This window comes from Aestuariivirga sp. (assembly GCF_037139295.1).
Taxonomy (GTDB): domain Bacteria; phylum Pseudomonadota; class Alphaproteobacteria; order Rhizobiales; family Aestuariivirgaceae; genus Aestuariivirga.
In genome coordinates this window covers 13,446-30,705 of the sequence record NZ_JBAXGR010000007.1, presented here as the reverse complement: position 1 = coordinate 30,705, position 17,260 = coordinate 13,446, and the positions used below count along the sequence as shown (strand labels likewise).

General features: G+C 63.8%; 19 protein-coding genes. 11 read left to right on the top strand and 8 right to left on the bottom strand.

Annotation, left to right across the window (positions count from 1 at the left end):
- Nucleotide 1: 1 nt before the first annotated feature.
- Genes WCJ41_RS03910 through WCJ41_RS03895 form a run of 4 tightly spaced genes read right to left on the bottom strand, consistent with a single transcriptional unit; the run spans nt 2 to nt 4,606 of the window.
- Nucleotides 2-1,105: an ABC transporter ATP-binding protein gene (locus WCJ41_RS03910; RefSeq protein ID WP_336904524.1), complete on the bottom strand. Its 1,104-nt coding sequence runs from the start codon at nt 1,103-1,105 to the stop codon at nt 2-4.
- A 4-nt stretch (nt 1,106-1,109) separates the two neighbouring features.
- Complete coding sequence (locus WCJ41_RS03905) at nt 1,110-2,219, bottom strand: polyamine ABC transporter substrate-binding protein (RefSeq protein ID WP_336904523.1); 1,110 nt, start codon at nt 2,217-2,219, stop codon at nt 1,110-1,112.
- A 33-nt stretch (nt 2,220-2,252) separates the two neighbouring features.
- Nucleotides 2,253-3,470, bottom strand: coding sequence for an aromatic ring-hydroxylating dioxygenase subunit alpha (locus WCJ41_RS03900; RefSeq protein WP_336904522.1), 1,218 nt, complete (start codon nt 3,468-3,470; stop codon nt 2,253-2,255).
- On the bottom strand, nt 3,467-4,606 hold the full coding sequence (locus WCJ41_RS03895; protein WP_336904521.1) for an aromatic ring-hydroxylating dioxygenase subunit alpha: 1,140 nt from the start codon (nt 4,604-4,606) through the stop codon (nt 3,467-3,469). Before WCJ41_RS03895 ends, WCJ41_RS03900 begins: the two co-directional genes overlap by 4 nt.
- A 194-nt stretch (nt 4,607-4,800) precedes the next feature.
- Here WCJ41_RS03895 and WCJ41_RS03890 point away from each other — a divergent pair, with 194 nt between their 5' ends.
- Nucleotides 4,801-5,412: a TetR/AcrR family transcriptional regulator gene (locus WCJ41_RS03890; RefSeq protein WP_336904520.1), complete on the top strand. Its 612-nt coding sequence runs from the start codon at nt 4,801-4,803 to the stop codon at nt 5,410-5,412.
- A 3-nt stretch (nt 5,413-5,415) separates the two neighbouring features.
- Here the strand turns inward: WCJ41_RS03890 and WCJ41_RS03885 are convergent, their stop codons facing one another.
- Complete coding sequence (locus WCJ41_RS03885) at nt 5,416-5,985, bottom strand: tetratricopeptide repeat protein (RefSeq protein WP_336904519.1); 570 nt, start codon at nt 5,983-5,985, stop codon at nt 5,416-5,418.
- A gap of 166 nt (nt 5,986-6,151) precedes the next feature.
- On the opposite strand from WCJ41_RS03885, the gene dhaL reads away from it, so the two are divergent.
- From dhaL to dhaK, 6 genes are read left to right on the top strand one after another with little or no spacing between them, the layout of a single operon-like run.
- On the top strand, nt 6,152-6,754 hold the full coding sequence (gene dhaL, locus WCJ41_RS03880; RefSeq protein ID WP_336904518.1) for a dihydroxyacetone kinase subunit DhaL: 603 nt from the start codon (nt 6,152-6,154) through the stop codon (nt 6,752-6,754).
- Nucleotides 6,751-7,137 (top strand): dihydroxyacetone kinase phosphoryl donor subunit DhaM, encoded by a 387-nt coding sequence (gene dhaM, locus WCJ41_RS03875; RefSeq protein ID WP_336904517.1) that lies wholly within the window; start codon nt 6,751-6,753, stop codon nt 7,135-7,137. Before dhaL ends, dhaM begins: the two co-directional genes overlap by 4 nt.
- Complete coding sequence (locus WCJ41_RS03870; protein WP_336904516.1) at nt 7,134-7,427, top strand: HPr family phosphocarrier protein; 294 nt, start codon at nt 7,134-7,136, stop codon at nt 7,425-7,427. Before dhaM ends, WCJ41_RS03870 begins: the two co-directional genes overlap by 4 nt.
- Nucleotides 7,417-8,997: a phosphoenolpyruvate--protein phosphotransferase gene (gene ptsP / locus WCJ41_RS03865; protein ID WP_336904515.1), complete on the top strand. Its 1,581-nt coding sequence runs from the start codon at nt 7,417-7,419 to the stop codon at nt 8,995-8,997. The genes WCJ41_RS03870 and ptsP overlap by 11 nt, the downstream gene beginning before the upstream one ends.
- Nucleotide 8,998: 1 nt before the next feature.
- The gene (locus WCJ41_RS03860; RefSeq protein WP_336904514.1) at nt 8,999-9,433 is read left to right on the top strand and encodes a hypothetical protein; all 435 of its coding nucleotides are present in this window, start codon (nt 8,999-9,001) and stop codon (nt 9,431-9,433) included.
- Nucleotides 9,430-10,413 (top strand): dihydroxyacetone kinase subunit DhaK, encoded by a 984-nt coding sequence (gene dhaK / locus WCJ41_RS03855; protein WP_336904513.1) that lies wholly within the window; start codon nt 9,430-9,432, stop codon nt 10,411-10,413. Before WCJ41_RS03860 ends, dhaK begins: the two co-directional genes overlap by 4 nt.
- On the opposite strand, the gene WCJ41_RS03850 is transcribed toward dhaK, so the two are convergent.
- The gene (locus WCJ41_RS03850; protein ID WP_336904573.1) at nt 10,410-11,807 is read right to left on the bottom strand and encodes an aspartate ammonia-lyase; all 1,398 of its coding nucleotides are present in this window, start codon (nt 11,805-11,807) and stop codon (nt 10,410-10,412) included. The two genes, dhaK and WCJ41_RS03850, sit on opposite strands and share 4 nt — an antisense overlap.
- Before the next feature lie 125 nt (nt 11,808-11,932).
- On the opposite strand from WCJ41_RS03850, the gene WCJ41_RS03845 reads away from it, so the two are divergent.
- On the top strand, nt 11,933-12,397 hold the full coding sequence (locus WCJ41_RS03845; protein WP_336904512.1) for an MmcB family DNA repair protein: 465 nt from the start codon (nt 11,933-11,935) through the stop codon (nt 12,395-12,397).
- Here WCJ41_RS03845 and WCJ41_RS03840 read toward each other — a convergent pair whose 3' ends face one another.
- Complete coding sequence (locus WCJ41_RS03840; RefSeq protein WP_336904511.1) at nt 12,398-12,943, bottom strand: ActR/PrrA/RegA family redox response regulator transcription factor; 546 nt, start codon at nt 12,941-12,943, stop codon at nt 12,398-12,400.
- 75 nt (nt 12,944-13,018) lie between these two features.
- A complete protein-coding gene (locus WCJ41_RS03835; protein WP_336904510.1) occupies nt 13,019-14,368 on the bottom strand; it encodes an ActS/PrrB/RegB family redox-sensitive histidine kinase in 1,350 nt (449 codons plus the stop codon).
- Nucleotides 14,369-14,449: 81 nt separating this feature from the next.
- Here WCJ41_RS03835 and WCJ41_RS03830 point away from each other — a divergent pair, with 81 nt between their 5' ends.
- The 3 genes from WCJ41_RS03830 (at nt 14,450) to WCJ41_RS03820 (ending at nt 17,103) form a co-directional block, all read left to right on the top strand.
- The gene (locus WCJ41_RS03830; protein WP_336904509.1) at nt 14,450-15,058 is read left to right on the top strand and encodes an SCO family protein; all 609 of its coding nucleotides are present in this window, start codon (nt 14,450-14,452) and stop codon (nt 15,056-15,058) included.
- Nucleotides 15,059-15,131: 73 nt separating this feature from the next.
- Nucleotides 15,132-16,406, top strand: a complete 1,275-nt coding sequence (gene phaZ / locus WCJ41_RS03825; RefSeq protein WP_336904508.1) for a polyhydroxyalkanoate depolymerase — start codon at nt 15,132-15,134, stop codon at nt 16,404-16,406.
- The gene (locus WCJ41_RS03820; RefSeq protein ID WP_336904507.1) at nt 16,354-17,103 is read left to right on the top strand and encodes a SprT family zinc-dependent metalloprotease; all 750 of its coding nucleotides are present in this window, start codon (nt 16,354-16,356) and stop codon (nt 17,101-17,103) included. The genes phaZ and WCJ41_RS03820 overlap by 53 nt, the downstream gene beginning before the upstream one ends.
- The last annotated feature ends 157 nt before the right edge of the window (nt 17,104-17,260 follow it).

Here is a 17,260-nt window from a genome sequence, read left to right as displayed (position 1 = left end):
CCTACTCCGCCAGCACGATGGCGGAGGACGGCACGAAGGAAATCCAGACCCGGTCATCCCAGTCGGCGGCGCGGGCCGCCTCGCCGCCACGCTTGGCGTTCACCGCATGCGCCTGCACCAGTGCGCCGGACGGCAGGATGACGCGGTAGAGGCTGTCCTTGCCGAAATAGGCGAGGTCCTTCACCGTGCCCTGGAAGGCATTGGGGCCTTCGGGCCGCTCCTTCGAGATGTGCAACTTCTCCGGCCGAATGGCGAGGCTCGCCTCCTGGCCTTCGCTCAGGCCCGGCACGTCGCGTGCCAGCACCTCGCCGCCCAGCGCGGGTACCGACAGCCGAAGCTGCGAGTCCTGGCGTTCGAGGATGGTTGCCGGGAAGGACGTGATCGAGCCGATGAAATCGGCGACGAACTTGCTGTTGGGATATTCATAGACTTCGCCGGGGCTGCCGATCTGCTTCACCTCGCCCTTGTCCATCACCGCGATGCGGTCGGACAGGGTCATCGCCTCTTCCTGGTCGTGGGTGACCACGATGAAGGTGACGCCGGTGCGCTGCTGGATCGACATCAGCTCGAACTGGGTGCGTTCGCGCAGCTTCTTGTCCAGCGCCGCAAGCGGCTCGTCGAGCAGCAACAGCTTGGGTTGGCGGGCGAGTGCCCTTGCAAGCGCCACGCGCTGGCGCTGGCCGCCCGAAATCTGGTGCGGCTTCCTTGTGGCATAGGGCACGAGCTGCACCAGCTCCAGCATCTCGCGCACGCGCGCGGCCTTCTGCTCGCTGCTCATGCTCTCGTGCTTCAGGCCGTAGCCGACGTTCTTCTCCACACTCATGTGGGGGAACAGCGCGTAGGACTGGAACATCATGTGCACGGGTCTGCTCCATGGCGGAACCCCGGTCATGTCGCGCCCGTCGAGGAAGATCTTTCCCGAGGATGGCTCTTCAAAACCCGCCAGCATGCGCAGCAGCGTGGTCTTGCCGCAGCCGGAGCCGCCGAGAAGCGAGAAGATCTCGCCCTTCGCCACATCGAGCGAGACGTCCTTCACCGCCTGGAAAGGACCGAAGAACTTGGAGACGTTGTCGATCCTGAGGAAGGGCTCTCCCGCCGCGGCCATGATGTCAGCCGCCCGTCTTGATTTCAGTCCAGGTGCGGGTGAGTGCCTCTTCCTGCTCCGGCGTCATCGGCGCAAGGGTGAACAGGCGCTCCTTGGTGGCGGCATCCGGGTAGACCGCCGGATCGCCGGAAATCGCCTTGTCGACCAGCTCCGTTGCCGCCTTGTTGGCGTTGGCATAGCCGATGAAGTTGGTGGCGGCGGCAACCACTTCGGGCCGCAGCAGGTAGTTGAGGAAGGCATAGGCGTTGTCGACGTTCTTCGCATCCGAGGGAATGGCCCACACGTCGAACCAGGCAGGAGCGCCGGACTTCGGCACGAAATATTCGAGATCGAGCTTTATGCCCGCGTCCGCCGCGCGCTTCTTGGCCACGCCATAGTCGCCTGACCAGCTGTTGACGGCACAGACCTCGCCGTTGGGCAGGGTGGTAAGATAGTTGGTGTTGTCGAAGGTGGCGATGTAGGGCCTGATCTTGGCGAAGGCCTCGGCCAGCTTCTTGTAGTCATCAGGCCCGGCCTTGTTCGGGTCGATGCCCAGCCACTTCATCACGACCGGCCCGATGTCGTTGGGGCTGTCGAGGATGGACAGGCCGCAGGAGGCGAGCTTCTGGGCATTGTCGGGATTGAAGATGGTGTCGAGGCTGTTGAAGTCGGCGTCCGGCAGCACCTTCTTCACGAGGTCCATGTTGTAGGTGAAGCCGACCGTTCCCCAGGTGTAGGGAACGCCATATTCATTGCCAGGGTCGAAGCCCTGAAGGATCGTCAGGATCTCGGGATCGAGGTTGCCCCAGTTGCTGAGCTTTGCCTTGTCAAGCTTCTGGTAGACCTTGGCCGTGACCATGCGGGGCAAGGCGAGGCCCGACTGCAGCACCACGTCATAGCCCGACGAGCCCGCCAGCATCTTGGCCTCCATCTCCTCGGTGCTGGCATACATGTCGTAGACGACCTTGATGCCAGTTTCCTTGGTGAAGTCGGCGACGGTGCTCTCGCCAATGTAGTCGGCCCAGTTGTAGACGTTCACCGTTCCGGCATCGGCACGTGCACGGCGCACATAGGGCATCGCAAGTCCAGCGGCGGCACCCATCGTGGCGAGCGCGTGACGTCGGGTAAGTTTCATCTATTCCTCCCGGAAGGTTTTGTTTTTGTCAGCCTAGAACGAGTTGGACGGCTGGCAAATTAAATCTTCGTTCGAACGGGAGATTTGGCTTTCCGATGGCGGCTCGGGAAGCGTCACGACCGGCATCAATCTGCGCAGGCCATCATGGTGGCGCCGCAACCCGTACTCGAGGTCGGAGAGGTGGAAACCCTCGAAGGCTTTCGATTTCATCGACTCATTCGACCAGATGGAGAGTTGCTGGTCCTCGGCCGACGTGGCGCGGTCGATGCGGAAGGCGAGATAGCGGGCAAGCCGCGTCTGGCGGCTCTCGTCGGGCCAGCGATACATGCGGCCGGTGATCCGCGTGCGGCCCGGGCCCATCGGAATCTCCTGATAGAACTGCGCGCCTTCCGGCGTAATGGCGAAGACCGCATTGGGAAACAGCCCGTAATAGGTCCATGCCTTCTGCAGGTGTGCCGGCAGATCCGGCCGCGGCGGCGAGATGCGGACATAGTTTTTCACCGACCAGCCGCGCGCCATGCCTTCATCGAACCAGCCGATCGACACCGAAAGACCATTCTTGAGGTGCATGTCGCGATAGGTCCGTCCATAAAGCTCCTGCAGGCTCGGGTGGGCGAGCGCCACATGGTAGCCCTCGTTGTCGACGTCACGCACCGATTTCCAGTTCACCGGCAGTTCCGCGGTCCAGTCGAGATTGCGCACCGGCAGCAGATTGCCAAGTCCATAGGCCGCGAAGTCGGCCTCATAGGGCGCCAGCAATTCGGCGACGGACGGCTGCGGGCCGTCCTTGAAACGCAGGAAGATGAAGCCGTGGAAGATTTCCATCTCGATGGGCTTCAGGCCGAAGTCTTCGCGCTTCAACTCGCCAAAGCTCGACGGCCGTGCCGCGCCACGCAACGATCCATCCAGATTATAGACCCAGCCATGGAACGGACAGACGATGGCACCCTTGCAATGGCCCTTCTCGCCGTCAACGACGCGGGCGCCCCGGTGGCGGCAAAGATTGTGGAAGGCGCGCACCACGTCATCATTGCCACGCATGACGACGGCGCGCTCGCCCAGCATGTCGAAGGCGAGCCAGTCTCCGGCGGCCGGCATGTCACCGACATGTCCAACCACCTGCCAGTGGGTGAGAAAAAGTTTCTCGCGCTCGAGGTCGAACAGCGCGGGCGAATGATATGTCCAGGCCGGCAGGCCCCTGCGGTTCCAGTCATTCGGAACAGGAATCGTCTCGTAGGGCAATTCGGTCATGCGTGCGTCTCCATTTTGTTCAGCACCCACTGGTGAAAACGGTGAACTTCATATTCTTCGGGCATCAGGCGGGCCGCGCGGAAGGCGGGCGAAGACATGCCGCGCTGGTTCATCTCGGAGGCCTTGCCATCCTGCTCCATCACGATCTTCGCGAAGCCGGCGACGGCCGCTGCGTCGAAGCCCGGCTGCGCCATCGTCTCCGGGCTGAAATACCATTCGGCGATGAGGCGGGTGCGCTCCGGTGCGAGCGGCTGGATGCGCACCGAGCGCACGTAGTCGACATGCGCCACGACATAGGTCGTGGGCCAGAAAGTGACAAAGCTGTAGCCTGCCAGACGTTCGGCATCGGAAAGATTTGGAAACACCGGTCCGCAAGGATCACCGCTCATCGTCCAGCTCCTGGCGCCGTCGCGCAGATTGGGCCGCGAGGGTTCATCCGGCGTCCAGCCCAGCGCCTCCGACTGGCCCATGATCCCTTTGCTGTAGATCGGTACCATGTCGCAGAGTTCGGGGTGGATGCCCGGGCAATGCAGGCACTCGGAGTAATTTTCCCAGAAGGTCTTCCAGTTGCAGGCGACCTCGGTTTCCCAATGGTGCCCGGTGACGAGTTCCGCCATCGGCCAGTTGTCGAGGGTGTTGAGGCCCACATCGGCCATCAACTCGCCCGGCTCGGCTGCAAGATTGAGAAAGAGAAAACCATTCCACACGTGACTCGCGACGCGTTTCAACCCGTGTGCGGAGCGATCGAAGTCGGACGTCGGCACGGCATGGCCCGTGGCGACCAGGGCGCCATCGGATGCGGCGAAGGAGAAGGCGTGATAGGGACAGCGGATGAGTTTGCCCAGGGGCTCCTCCTCCGCGCGGCAGAGTTCGGAGCCGCGATGCGGGCATGAATTGTGAAAGGCTGACACATCGCCATCACCGCTGCGGGCAACGATGACTGGTGCTGTGCCCATCTGCACCCGCCGCATGCGGCCCGGCGTAAAATCAGCAAGCCTGCCGACCATCACCCACTGGCTGGAAAAGATCGACGCCATCTCGCGGGCAAACCAGCCTGCGTCGACATAGGCCTCGCGCGGCAGGCCTTCCGGGCAGCGCGCAAGGCGCGGCGAAAGCGGGTGGCGTTCAAGTCCCATTACAATCTCTCCCGGGCGCGCACAGCCGTCTTCTGTCGCACCGGATATCGACAGGCTGCCATTTGACTGGTTGAACTGTCAATCAACTTCTTGCCGGTTGCTCTTCTCACATGATCGTTTAAAAAAATACGGATGAACAAGGTCCTTTCGTGACAAACACCGTTTCTGCCTCACCACCTCGTACACCGCGCACCTTGAGCCGCGAAGAACGCCGCAAGCAATTGTTCGAAGCGACGCTGGCCACCATAGCAGAATGCGGCTTCTCCCACACCACCCTCACCGAAGTGGCGCGCCGTGCCGGCCTTTCGCATGGCCTGGTGCTGTTTCATTTCGAGTCCAAGGAAAAGCTTCTCGTCGAAACACTCGATTATCTTTCGGACGAGTACAGGACGAACTGGCAGGCCGCGCTCGATGGCGCCGGCCCCGCTCCCGAGCAGAAACTGGCCGCCCTCATCGATGCTGATTTCAGCCCGCAGGTCTGCCAACCGAGCCGCGTCAATGCCTGGTCCGCCTATTGGGGCGAAAGCCAGAGTCGCCCGCTCTACCTTTCAAAGTGCGGTGAGAATGACGCGCTCTACATCCGCACGCTGGAGGGCGTCTGCGCCGGGATGAATGCCGCGCATGGCTACGCAATCGATCCGGCGCGTGCTGCACGGCTGGTCCGCATCACCATCGAAGGCACATGGCTGGAGATGATGACGCTGCTCAATCCCTATGACGAGCGGGAAGCCAAGGCCACCGTGTGGACCTGCACGCAGCTGCTCTATCCCCGCCATTTCGGGCCGGAAGGCCTGCTCGGCCGCTAGGCTTCACTGGAATCCGGGATAGAACTGGTCGTCGCCGATGCTGAACCACATCGGCCGCTTGGTCCATCTCGGGTAGATGCAGTTCTTGAACTTGCAGTTCATCTGATGAGGGTGCCGTGCCTGCCAGTCGGTGGCATCCGTCATCACGCGCTGGCGCACCGGGTCCTTGAGCTGGTTATAGTGCTGGTCGCGCAGCAGCGGCGCCAGCGGGAAGCCCCCGGCAGAGGCCAGCTCGAACCAGAACAGCGCCTTGGCGATATCCTGCCTTACGCCACGGCCATTTCCATAGAAGCGGCCCGCCATGTATTGCGCATCCGCCAGACCCTGGGAGCCCGCCCTCTTGTACCATTCGAGCGCCAGCTTGAAGTTGCGCGGCACGCCGAAGCCGTCGTCATAGGCCACCGCCAGAGTGTATTGCGCCCAGGGGTCGCCCGCCTGGGCCAGCGGCTTCAGCAGTGCGATGGCCGTCGGGTAATTGCCGGCGCGATAGGCGGACAGGCCCTGCGCCAGCTCGCCCGCCTGTGCAGGCTGCAGCCAGAAAAGCAGGGCAAGGATCGCAACAATTCGTTTCATCCGGCCGTCCAGGAGAATCACGTTGGCGCCAGTCTAGCGGGATTTCCCGGAAAAGGTGAGGGCCGCCGCCATATTCCTTCCCTTCGCAGCCGCGAGACGACGGCCTTGCCTGTTTAGTGATTTCGTGTTCAGTAAACATAATCACTAAACAGAGGATCATGGCCTGATGGCGCTTCCCCTCGAACCCCTGCTCGACACGCTGTCGGCGCGCATCATCGCCGCAGCCGATGAACTGACAGATCTCGATTCCGCCATCGGCGATGCCGACCACGGCCTCAACATGAAGCGCGGCTTCGAGGCGGTGCAGGCAGACAGGGCAAACATCCTTGCCAAGCCCACCGGCGAGGCCCTCAAAACCGTTGGCATGACGATTGTCATGAAGGTGGGCGGCGCCTCCGGCCCGCTCTATGGCACATTGTTCATGACGCTCGGCAAGGAACTCCCCGAAGATCCCACCCTCGCTGATGTCGGCCGCGCCCTGCAGGCCTCCGTGGTGGCGCTGAAAGCACGCGGCAAGGCGGAGGTGGGCAACAAGACCATGCTCGACGTCTTGAGCCCCGTGGCGGAACACCTCGCATCCGGCTCGGCCAGCTTCGACAGCGTGCGCGCGCTCGCCACAGAGAGTGCGAAGGCGACGATCCCCATGAAGGCGATCCGCGGCCGCGCATCCTTCCTCGGCGAACGCTCCATCGGCCACATGGACCCCGGCGCGCGGTCGAGCGAAATCATGATCACCACGGTCTGCGACGTGCTGGAGGGCAAGTCATGACGGTCGGCATCGTCATCGTCTCGCATTCACCCGATGTGGCCAAGGGTGCTGCCGACATGGTGCGCCAGATGGTCGGCAACGATGTGCCATTGGGCTTCTGCGGCGGCAACCCGGATGGCGGCCTCGGCACCAGTGTGGAAAAAATCATGGCCGCCATCGATGCCGCATGGTCGGAGGATGGAATCGCAATCCTCGTCGATCTCGGCGGGGCGGAAACCAACAGCGAAATGGCCATCGAGATGCTGCCCGAAGAAAAGCAGAAGAAGATCGTCATCTGCAATGCCCCCGTGGTCGAGGGTGCGGTGATGGCCGCAACCGAAGCCTGGGGCGGCGGCTCGCTGGCTGACGTGAAGCGCACCGCTGAGGAGTTGTCACCGCAATGAGCGAGACCGCGAACGGATCCGTGGTGATCACCCATGACGTGGGCCTGCATGCACGGCCCTCGGTGAAGCTCACCAAGCTTGCGAAGGGCTATACTTCGACGCTGGAAATCGGCGGATCGGCGGAAGGGCCCTGGATCGATGCCAAGAGCATCGTCAAGGTGATGGCGATGAAGGCGAAACAGCATTCGACGCTGTTCGTGCGCGCGGCCGGAGCGGATGCGCAGGCCGCCGTCGATGCCGTGATCTCGCTCGTGCGCCGCGACTTCGACGAAGCGGGCGATGGGCACTAGCCACCACGGCACAGGCGCTTCCGACGGGCTGTTCCTCGGCCCGCTGCGCAGGCTCGGCTCCGCGCTGGCCGAGCGGCAGGGAACCGGAAGTTCCGAAACCGAGCGCGCCGCGCTGCAGGACGCCATAGCACTTTCCGTCACAGATCTCGCAGGACTGATGGAGCGCGTCGAGGGCGAGGCGCAGGACATTCTGGGCTTTCAGGTGGCCATGCTGGAGGACGACGCGCTTGCAGCACCCGCCCTCTCGGCACTCGACAGCGGAACGCCTGCGCATGTCGCATGGTCCGCAGCACTCGACGGCGAGATCGCGGGCTATGAAGCCTCTGACGATGACTACTTCCGTGCCCGCGCTGCCGACTTGCGCGACATCCGTGATCGCGTGCTGCGCAATCTCTCGGGTGGCGACTCCTCCAGCATCGCCTCCGGTGCCGTGCTGGTGGGCGAGGACATCGCCCCCACTACCTTCCTTGAAACCGACTGGAGCGGCGGCGGCGCCATCGCGCTGATGCGCGGCAGCACCACCAGCCACGTCGCCATGCTGGCGCGTGCGCGCGGCATTCCCATGGTCGTGGGCCTCGGTGAGCTGCCCGAACATGCTGCGACACTTGTCGTCGATGGCGGCAGCGGAACCGTCGTCGCCGACCCGGATGATGCACAGCACGCGGCGTTCTCTGCCGCGCTTGCCTCCGACGCGCAGGCGCGCGACCTCGAAGAGAAGTTCCGCTTTGCTCCCGCAACGCGCCGCAGCGGTTCACGTATCGACATCCTGATCAACGTGGCCGGTGTCGAGGAACTCGATCACATCGATCCTGCTTCCTGTGACGGCATCGGCCTGATGCGCTCCGAATTCCTGTTCCGTGACGGAGCACCACTGCCTGACGAGGAGACGCAGTATCGCGCCTATCGCCGTTTCGTGGAATGGGCCGGCGGCAAGCCCGTCACCATTCGCACGCTGGATATCGGCGGCGACAAGCCGGTGCGCGGGCTGACACCCGATGGCGAGGCCAATCCCTTCCTCGGCCTGCGCGGCGTCCGCCTCACGCTTACCCGCGAGGATGTGTTCCGCACCCAGCTGCGCGCGCTCGCACGCGCCGCCGTGCATGGCAACCTCAAGGTCATGGTGCCCATGGTCACCGTGCCGGACGAGATCACCCGCAGCGCCGCGCTGTTCGATGCCTGCGTGGCGGAGCTCAGCCAACAGGGTGTGGCGTGCCAGAGACCACCACTCGGCATCATGGTGGAGGTTCCCGCCGTCGCCGTCATGCCGGAACTCTTCGATGCCGCAGCCTTCTTCTCCATCGGCTCCAACGACCTCACGCAATATGTGACGGCTTCCTCGCGTGACGATGCCCGTGTGGCTTCATTGAACGATCCGTCGCACCCTGCCGTGATCGCGCTCATCTCCCGGGTGGCGCGCTATGGCCGCGAGGCCGGCATTCCCGTCAGCCTGTGCGGCGACATGGCAAGCGAGCCGAAGCACCTCGGAGCCCTCCTCGATGCAGGGCTCACCTCCCTCTCCGTGGCGCCTGCACGCATTGCCCGCCTCAAGGCGGCGATTGCGGAGCTCTGACATGGCGCAGGCTGCAGCAAACCAGACGCCACAGGATGCGGTTGCCGCCTACAAGCGGCTGCTCGCCGCCATCATCGACCGTCGACCCTCGGGCGCGCGCCAGCGGCTTGCCACCGCCCTCGCCAAGAACCGCAGCTTCGTGAGCCAGATCACCAACCCCGCCTATCCGACGCCGATCCCCGCGAGCCATCTGGCGCAGATCTTCGAGGTCTGCCATTTCTCAAGCGCTGAACGGCAGGAATTCACCAGGCTCTATGCCCGCGCCCATCCGAAAAAGATGCTGGCGGAGAAGCCAGCACGCGCCGCCGCTGCGGTGGAACTGCCGGACCTCGGCGACGAGGCGAAGAACCGAAAACTGCACGGGCTGGTCAGCGCTTTCGTGCGGGACATTGCAAGGCTGATCGAGGACGAACGGGAAAAAGGGAAACGGCGATGAAGAAGCTCATCAACGACATATCGAACGTGCTGACTGAGAGCCTCGATGGCTTCGTGGCGGCGCATGGCGACATCATCACACTCGGAGCGGAGCACAAGTTCGTGCAGCGCAAGGTGCTGAAGCCTGGCAAGGTGGCGCTGCTCTCTGGCGGCGGATCGGGGCACGAACCCTTGCATGCAGGCTTCGTCGGTCACGGCATGCTCGATGCCGCCTGCCCTGGCCAGGTCTTCACCTCGCCCACGCCCGACCAGATGATCGCCGCGGCGGAGGCCGTCGACACCGGTGCCGGCGTCTTGTTCATTGTCAAGAACTACGAAGGCGACGTGATGAACTTCGACATGGCGCGCGAGATGGCGGGCCGCGACATCGAGACCGTCATCACCGATGACGACGTCGCCGTCGAGAACTCGCTCTACACCACCGGCCGCCGCGGCGTTGCCGGTACGCTGGTGGTCGAAAAGGTGGTGGGTGCCGCCGCCGAACAAGGTGCCGACCTCAAGAGCCTCAAGGCGCTGGGTGACAAGGTGAACCGCGCCACCCGCTCGATGGGCGTGGCGCTGACAAGCTGCACAGTGCCCGCCGCCGGCAAGCCGACATTCGACATCAGCGCCATCGAAATGGAAATGGGTGTGGGCATCCATGGCGAGCCGGGACGCCGGCGTGTTGCGCTGCGCACAGCGAACGAGATCGCCGAGGAGATGGTCGCCGCCATCGCCGGAGACCTCAATGTGAAGGGCAATGCGCTGCTCTTCGTCAACGGCTTCGGTGGCACGCCGTCGATGGAGCTCTATCTCATGTACAACGCGGCTGCCGCGCAGCTGGCCAAGCACGGCATCACGCCGGTGCGCTCCCTGGTGGGCAGCTATGTCACGTCACTCGACATGGCGGGCTGCTCGATCACTGTCACCATGCTGGATGACACGATCACGAAGGGCTGGGATGCGCCGGTGCACACCCCCGCCCTGCGCTGGGGCCTCTAGCGCTGGCCGAGCAGGTTGGCGACGGAGAAGGCCTGCTGAAGTTGCTCCTCAGTCATTAGCCCTTCGGCAAGCACCACGTCGCGGATCGAACGGCGTGATTTCAGCGCCGCCTTGGCCACGCGGCTTGCGGCGTCATAGCCGATATAGGGGTTGAGCGCCGTCACGGTGACGAGCGAGCCTTCCAGCAGCTCCTGGCAGCGCTCGCGGTCGGCCTCGATGCCGACGATGCATTTCTCGCGCAGCACCGCCATGCCACGGAGCAGCATGCGCATCGACTGCATGATGTTGAGCACGATCACGGGCTCCATGGCGTTGAGCTGCAATTGCCCGGCTTCCGCTGCCATCGTGACCGTGAGGTCGTTGCCGATCACCTGATAGGCGATCTGATTGACGACCTCCGGGATCACCGGGTTGACCTTGCCCGGCATGATCGAGGAACCGGCCTGCACGGCAGGCAGTTTGATTTCGCCCAACCCTGCACGCGGGCCGGAGTTGAGGAGCCGCAAATCATTGCAGATCTTCGACAGCTTCACCGCGATCCGCTTCAGCACGCTGGAGAAGGTGACGAAGGCGCCAAGGTCGGAGGTCGCCTCGATCAGGTCCGCCGCGGGCACCATCGGCACGCCGGAGATTTCCGCGAGGTTGCGGATGACGCGCTCGGAATAGCCTTCGGGCGTGTTGATGCCGGTGCCGATGGCCGTGCCGCCCAAATTCACTTCGCGCAGGAGGCTGGCAAATTCCTTCAGCCGCTCGATGTCTTCGGCAACCGTCACCGCGAAGGCGCGGAATTCGGAGCCCAGCCGCATCGGCACGGCATCCATCAGCTGCGTGCGGCCGACCTTGATGACATCGTCGAATTCCACCGCCTTGGCCATCAGCGCCGCGACGAGAAGCTTCTGCTCCTCGATCAAAGCAGGACAGGCGCGCAGCACGGTGAGGCGCACGGCCGTGGGATAGACGTCATTCGTCGACTGCGACAGGTTCACGTGGTCGTTGGGATTGATCGTGGCATAGTCGCCGCGCGGCTTGCCCAGCAGCTTGAGGGCAAGGTTGGCGATCACCTCATTGGCGTTCATGTTGGTTGAGGTGCCTGCCCCACCCTGCAGCATGTCGACCACGAAGTCATGGTGCTCATCCCCCGCGATGACGAGGTCGCAGGCGGAGACGATGGCCTGGGCGACCTCGGGTGTCAGCCGGCCGAAATCGCGGTTGGCAAGGGCCGCCGCCTTTTTGACCATGGCGAGCGACTCGATGAATTCGGGGAAGTTCGACAGGGTGATGCCGGTGATCGGGAAGTTCTCCACTGCGCGGGCGGTGTGGATGCCGTAGTCGGCCTCTGCCGGGATTGCCATTTCGCCAATCGAATCATGTTCGGTGCGCATGCGCCGGGTCATCATCAAAGCTCCCATTTCGCCGTTGCCCGTTGCCGGGACGGTTTATTGCCTTATAATTCAATCATAGGATGGAACGGAGCTTGCCGCCCCTGAATTCGGCGCAAGGCTCACCCCGGTGGAAAACCATGGATCGACCCCAGCCCCGGCCCGACGGCCGCCAGTCCGCCACCGCGCTGATGATCCAGCGCGGCGTCGCGCGCCTGCTGCGCGCCGCCAATTTCGCGGTGCTGCCGGAGTTCACGCTCGCCTCGGGCCGTCGTGCGGACGTTGTGGGACTTTCCGAGGCGGGCGAAATCTGGATCGTCGAGATCAAGTCCTCCCCGGAAGACTTCCGCAGCGATTCGAAATGGCCCGAATACCGGGACTGGTGCGACCGGCTGTTCTTCGCCATTTCCACCGACATGCAGCCTGAAATCATGCCCGCCGATGCCGGCCTCATCATTGCCGACAGCTGGGGTGCTGACATTCTGCGCCATGCGGAGGCCTCGAGCCTCCATGCGTCACGCCGCAAGGCGGTAACGCTCGCCTTCGCAAGGGCTGCGGCCCTGCGGCTCCACGGGCTTTATGATCCGCTGGCGGAAAATCTCTGACTATTTGGGCGCGCGCTTCGCGAGGATGCGCTGCAGGGTGCGGCGGTGCATGTTGAGGCGGCGCGCCGTTTCCGAAACATTGCGGCTGCACAGCTCATAGACGCGCTGGATATGCTCCCAGCGTACACGGTCCGCCGACATCGGATTGTCAGGCAGGGCCGCACGCGAGTCGGTGTCGCCCACCAGCGCGGCATGGACGGCATCGGCGTCAGCGGGCTTGGCGAGATAGTCGATGGCACCGAGCTTCACCGCCGTCACCGCGGTGGCGATGTTGCCATAGCCCGTGAGCACCACGGCGCGTGCCTCGGGGCGGGCCTGATGCAACGCCTCAATCACGTCGAGGCCGTTGCCGTCGGCCAGCCGCAAGTCAACCACCGCGAAGGATGGCGCCGAACGCTTCACATGGGCGACACCTTCGGCCACCGATTCCGCCATCAGCACCTCGAAGCCGCGGGCTTCCATCGCCCGGGCCAGACGCGTGAGAAAGGGATGGTCGTCATCGACGAGCAGCAGTGTCTTTTCGGCAGGGATCACGGCGTTTGTCATGTGGCTTCAGTTTCAGTGCTCAATGCGCTCTCTAGCCTCTTAAGGGCGCGGGTTCAAACACTTCCCTATACGCAGTCAGGCGCGGCCGAGATCAACCAGGCTGCGCGGCCAGACGACATGCACGACGGCGCCATGCTCCGGCGTCGGCCGGTTGGCGAGGGAAACCGTGGCGCCCGAGCGCTCCAGCAGCGTCTTGGCGATGAAGAAACCGAGGCCCATGCCCTCATGCTGGCCGGCTTCGCCTGTCTCTTCGCCATAACCGGGCCTGGTGGTCACGAAGGGGTCGCCCAGCCGGTCAAAGATGTTCTCGTGGAAGCCTGGCCCGTCGTCGCGGACGGTGATTGACACCTGCGCGGGCGTCCAGCGCGCATCGACCTCGACGCGGCTCTCCGCGAAGTCGACGGCATTCTCCAGCAGGTTGCCAAGCCCATAGGTAATGGCCGGATTGCGCCGGAACACGGGTTCACTGCCCAGTGCCTTGTCGTCGAGATCGGCTGAACTCGTCACCGCGATGACGACATCCGAGCCGCGCAATGGCGCCACGAGGTCCTCGATCATGACGAGGATTGCCGTGCGCTGGTACATCTCGTCGGTCTGCGCCTCGCGGCTCGACAGCCGGGCAAGGATCTCGCGGCAGCGCGCCGTCTGGCTGATGAGCAGATCAATGTCTTCCGCATGCGGAGCATCAGGCGCCATCTCGCGCTTCAGCTCCTTGGCCACCAGCACGATGGTGGCAAGCGGGGTTCCCAGTTCATGGGCTGCAGCAGCCGCCATGCCATCGAGCGCCGAGAGCCGCTGCTCGCGCGCCAGCACCATTTCGGTGGCGGAGAGGGCCGCCGACATTTGCCGCGCCTCATCCGCGATGCGCCTGGCATAGATCGCCGAGAACACCACGCCGCACATGATGGCCACCCACATGCCGCCGATGTAGATGTCGGGAAGCGCAAATTCCTCACCCGGCATCCATGGCAGCGGGAAGTGTTGGAAGGCGAGGAAGGTGGCGCAGGCGAAGGCGAGAAGCCCCAGCCACAATGTCCAGCGGTTCGGCAAAGAGGTCGCTGAGATCGTCACCGGCACGAGGAACAGGAAGGAAAACGGGTTTTGCAGCCCGCCGGTCAGGAACAGCAGCACCGCCAATTGCAGCACGTCATAGACCAGCAGCAGGCCAGCATATCTCTCATGCAGGCGCACGCTTTTGCGCCAGCGGATGGTGAGGAAGATGTTGAGCCAGGCACTGAGCGAGATCGCCGCGAGGCACAAGCCCAGCGGCAGCGGAAAACCGAGCACGAAGTGCACGCCCAGCACCGCGCCCGCCTGGCCCACGATGGCAAGCCAGCGCAGCCGCACCAGCGTGCGCAGGCGCAGCATTCCGATCTCGGCGCCGCTCGAAGCCGGCCTCGGGTCGATCACGAAATCCTGCGGCATGCGCTCTCGGGTCACGGCGGGTTACGGTTGAGTCCCGATCAGTCTAGACATATGTGCAGACGGATTGAAGGAAGAAGACTGATGCCCCGCCGCCCGATCATGGTCCTCGCCGCATTCATCCTGCTCATCGCTGCGGGGTTGGGCGGCTATGCCTGGATGAGCCATGAACTGCATGGACCCCGGAGTTCGGGTGTGGCCCTCGTCGGCGGCCCCTTCTCGCTGGTGAACCAGGACGGCAAGAGGGTGACCGAGAAGGACTTCCTCGGGAACTACATGCTGGTGTTCTTCGGCTATACCTATTGCCCCGACGTCTGCCCCACCGAACTGCAGGTGATGACGGCAGCGCTCGACCAGCTCGGTCCAGAGGCCAGCCGCATCCAGCCGGTCTTCGTGTCGGTCGATCCGGCGCGGGATACGCCCGAGGTGCTGAAGGCCTATGTCGCCAATTTCGGCCCCCGCCTTATCGGCCTCACCGGAACGGAGGCGGAAGTGGCCGCCATCGCCAAGGCCTACCGGGTCTATTACGCTAAGGCAGGAAACGGCGCCTCGGCGACCGACTATCTGATGGACCATTCCAGCATCATCTACCTGATGGGGCCGGACGGGCGCTTCGTGAAACACATGCCCTACACCACGGATGCCGCGAAACTTGCTACGGAACTGAAGGAAACACTTAGAACTTCCCCCTAAAGTCTAGAATTGACGGGTTGCCCCGATTCGGGGGAGTTGCTACCGTCGAGCGTTAACGAGGGGTTTCCCGGTTGTGCTGTACTATCTTTACGAGATGAATCATGCGGCCCTTGCACCTTGGCGTGCGGCGGCCGATGCGAGCCTCAACTTCTGGCGGAGCCCCGCCAACCCGTTCGCGGAAACCCAGATGGGCCGGTCCATGGCCGCGTCGCTCGAAATGTTCGAGCGCACCACGCGGCGCTACGGCAAGCCGCCCTTCGAAATCCAAGACGTCATCATCGATGATGACATCGTCGCCATCGAGGAGCGCAACGTCCTCATCAAGCCCTTCTGCACGCTGCTCAATTTCGAGAAACAGTGGGAAAAGCGAAAGAAGCAGCACAAGCTGCTGATCGTCGCCCCCATGTCGGGCCATTATGCCACGCTGCTGCGCGGCACGGTGGGATCTATGCTCCCCCATTATGACACCTACATCACGGACTGGGTGGATGCCCGCGGCGTGCCCATGTCGCAGGGCAGCTTCGACATGGACGACTATGTCGACTACGTCACCGAGTTCCTGCAGTTCCTCGGGCCCGACACCAGCGTGATGGCGGTTTGCCAGCCCTCGGTGCCGGTGATGGCCGCCGTCGCGCTGATGAATGCGGCGCAGGACCCGGCAGCGCCCAAGACCATGATCCTCATGGGTGGGCCCATCGACACGCGGCGCAACCCGACGGCCGTGAACAACCTCGCCCAGGAAAAGGGCGTGGACTGGTTCCGCAAGAACGTCATCATGAAGGTGCCGGCACCCCATGCCGGCATGATGCGCGATGTCTATCCGGGCTTCCTGCAGCTCGGCGGCTTCATGACCATGAACCTCGACCGCCACCTCGATGCCCATCGCGAGCTGTTCTGGCACCTCGTCGACGGCGACGGCGACTCCGCCGAGAAGCACCGCGATTTCTACGATGAATACATGTCCGTGATGGACCTGACCGCAGAGTTCTACCTGCAGACGGTAGAGAAGGTCTTCGTCAGCCACGACCTGCCCAAGGGCACGCTGACGCACCGCAATTCTCGCGTCGACCCCTCCAAGATCACCCGCACCGCGCTGATGACCATCGAGGGCGAACGTGATGACATTTCGGGCGTCGGCCAGACGGAAGCCGCACAGGACCTGTGCTCGAACCTGGCGCCTGAAAAGAAGCTCCACCACCTGCAGCCGGGCGTGGGCCACTATGGCGTTTTCAACGGCTCGCGGTTCCGCAAGGAAATCGTTCCGCGAATCGTCGCGTTCGTGAATAAGAACGCTGATGATCGGACTTCTCAGAAGCCTTCAGCGAACGGTCGCGCCAAGACCGCTTGAACCCTCCCGGCTCCTCGTCGGCGACGAGGTGCTGGAGGTTGTCTTCCGCCGCCATGCCCAGGCACGCCGCCTTGTCCTGCGATTGAACGCCACGGGAACCGGCGTGCTGGTGACCGTGCCGAAGGGTGTGTCGCGCGCGCGCGCGCTTGAATTCACCGAACGCTCGCGCAGCTGGATCGAGGACCGCGTGCGGGCGCGTGGCGGGCTCATCAAGCTTGCGCATGGCAGCGCGTTGCCCCTGCGCGGCATCGAGCATGACATCCAGCACATTCCCGGCCGCCGCGGCGTGGTGACGGCCGACCGCGACCGCTACTACATCAACGTGCCGGGCGACCCCGCGCATTTGCCGCGCCGCGTCCTTGATTTCCTCAAGGCCGAAGCGCGCGCCGATCTCACCAGGGCCACCACGAAATATGCCGCACTGATGGGCGTGAAGTTCCGCCGCATCACGATCCGTGACCAACGCAGCCGCTGGGGCTCCTGCTCGGCCGGCGGCGATCTTTCCTATTCCTGGCGCCTCATCCTCACGCCCGACTATGTGCTGGACTACGTCGCCGCGCATGAAGTGGCGCATCTCCGCCACCTCGACCACAGCCCGCGATTCTGGCGGGTTGTGCTCACCCACTGCCCCAACGCCACCCGCGCCCGAAACTGGCTACGCATCCACGGCCAGGACGTCCACCGCGTGGTGGTGTAGGACTCTCGTCCTCTCCCGCTCGCGGGAGAGGACGGGGCCCCAACGCAGTTGGGGGAGGTGAGGGAATGCACACGCCGAATAAACCGCAGCACGCGTTTTCCCTCATCTCCCCGTTGCGTACCGCAACGGGTCCCTTCTTCTCCCGCTGAGAAAGCGG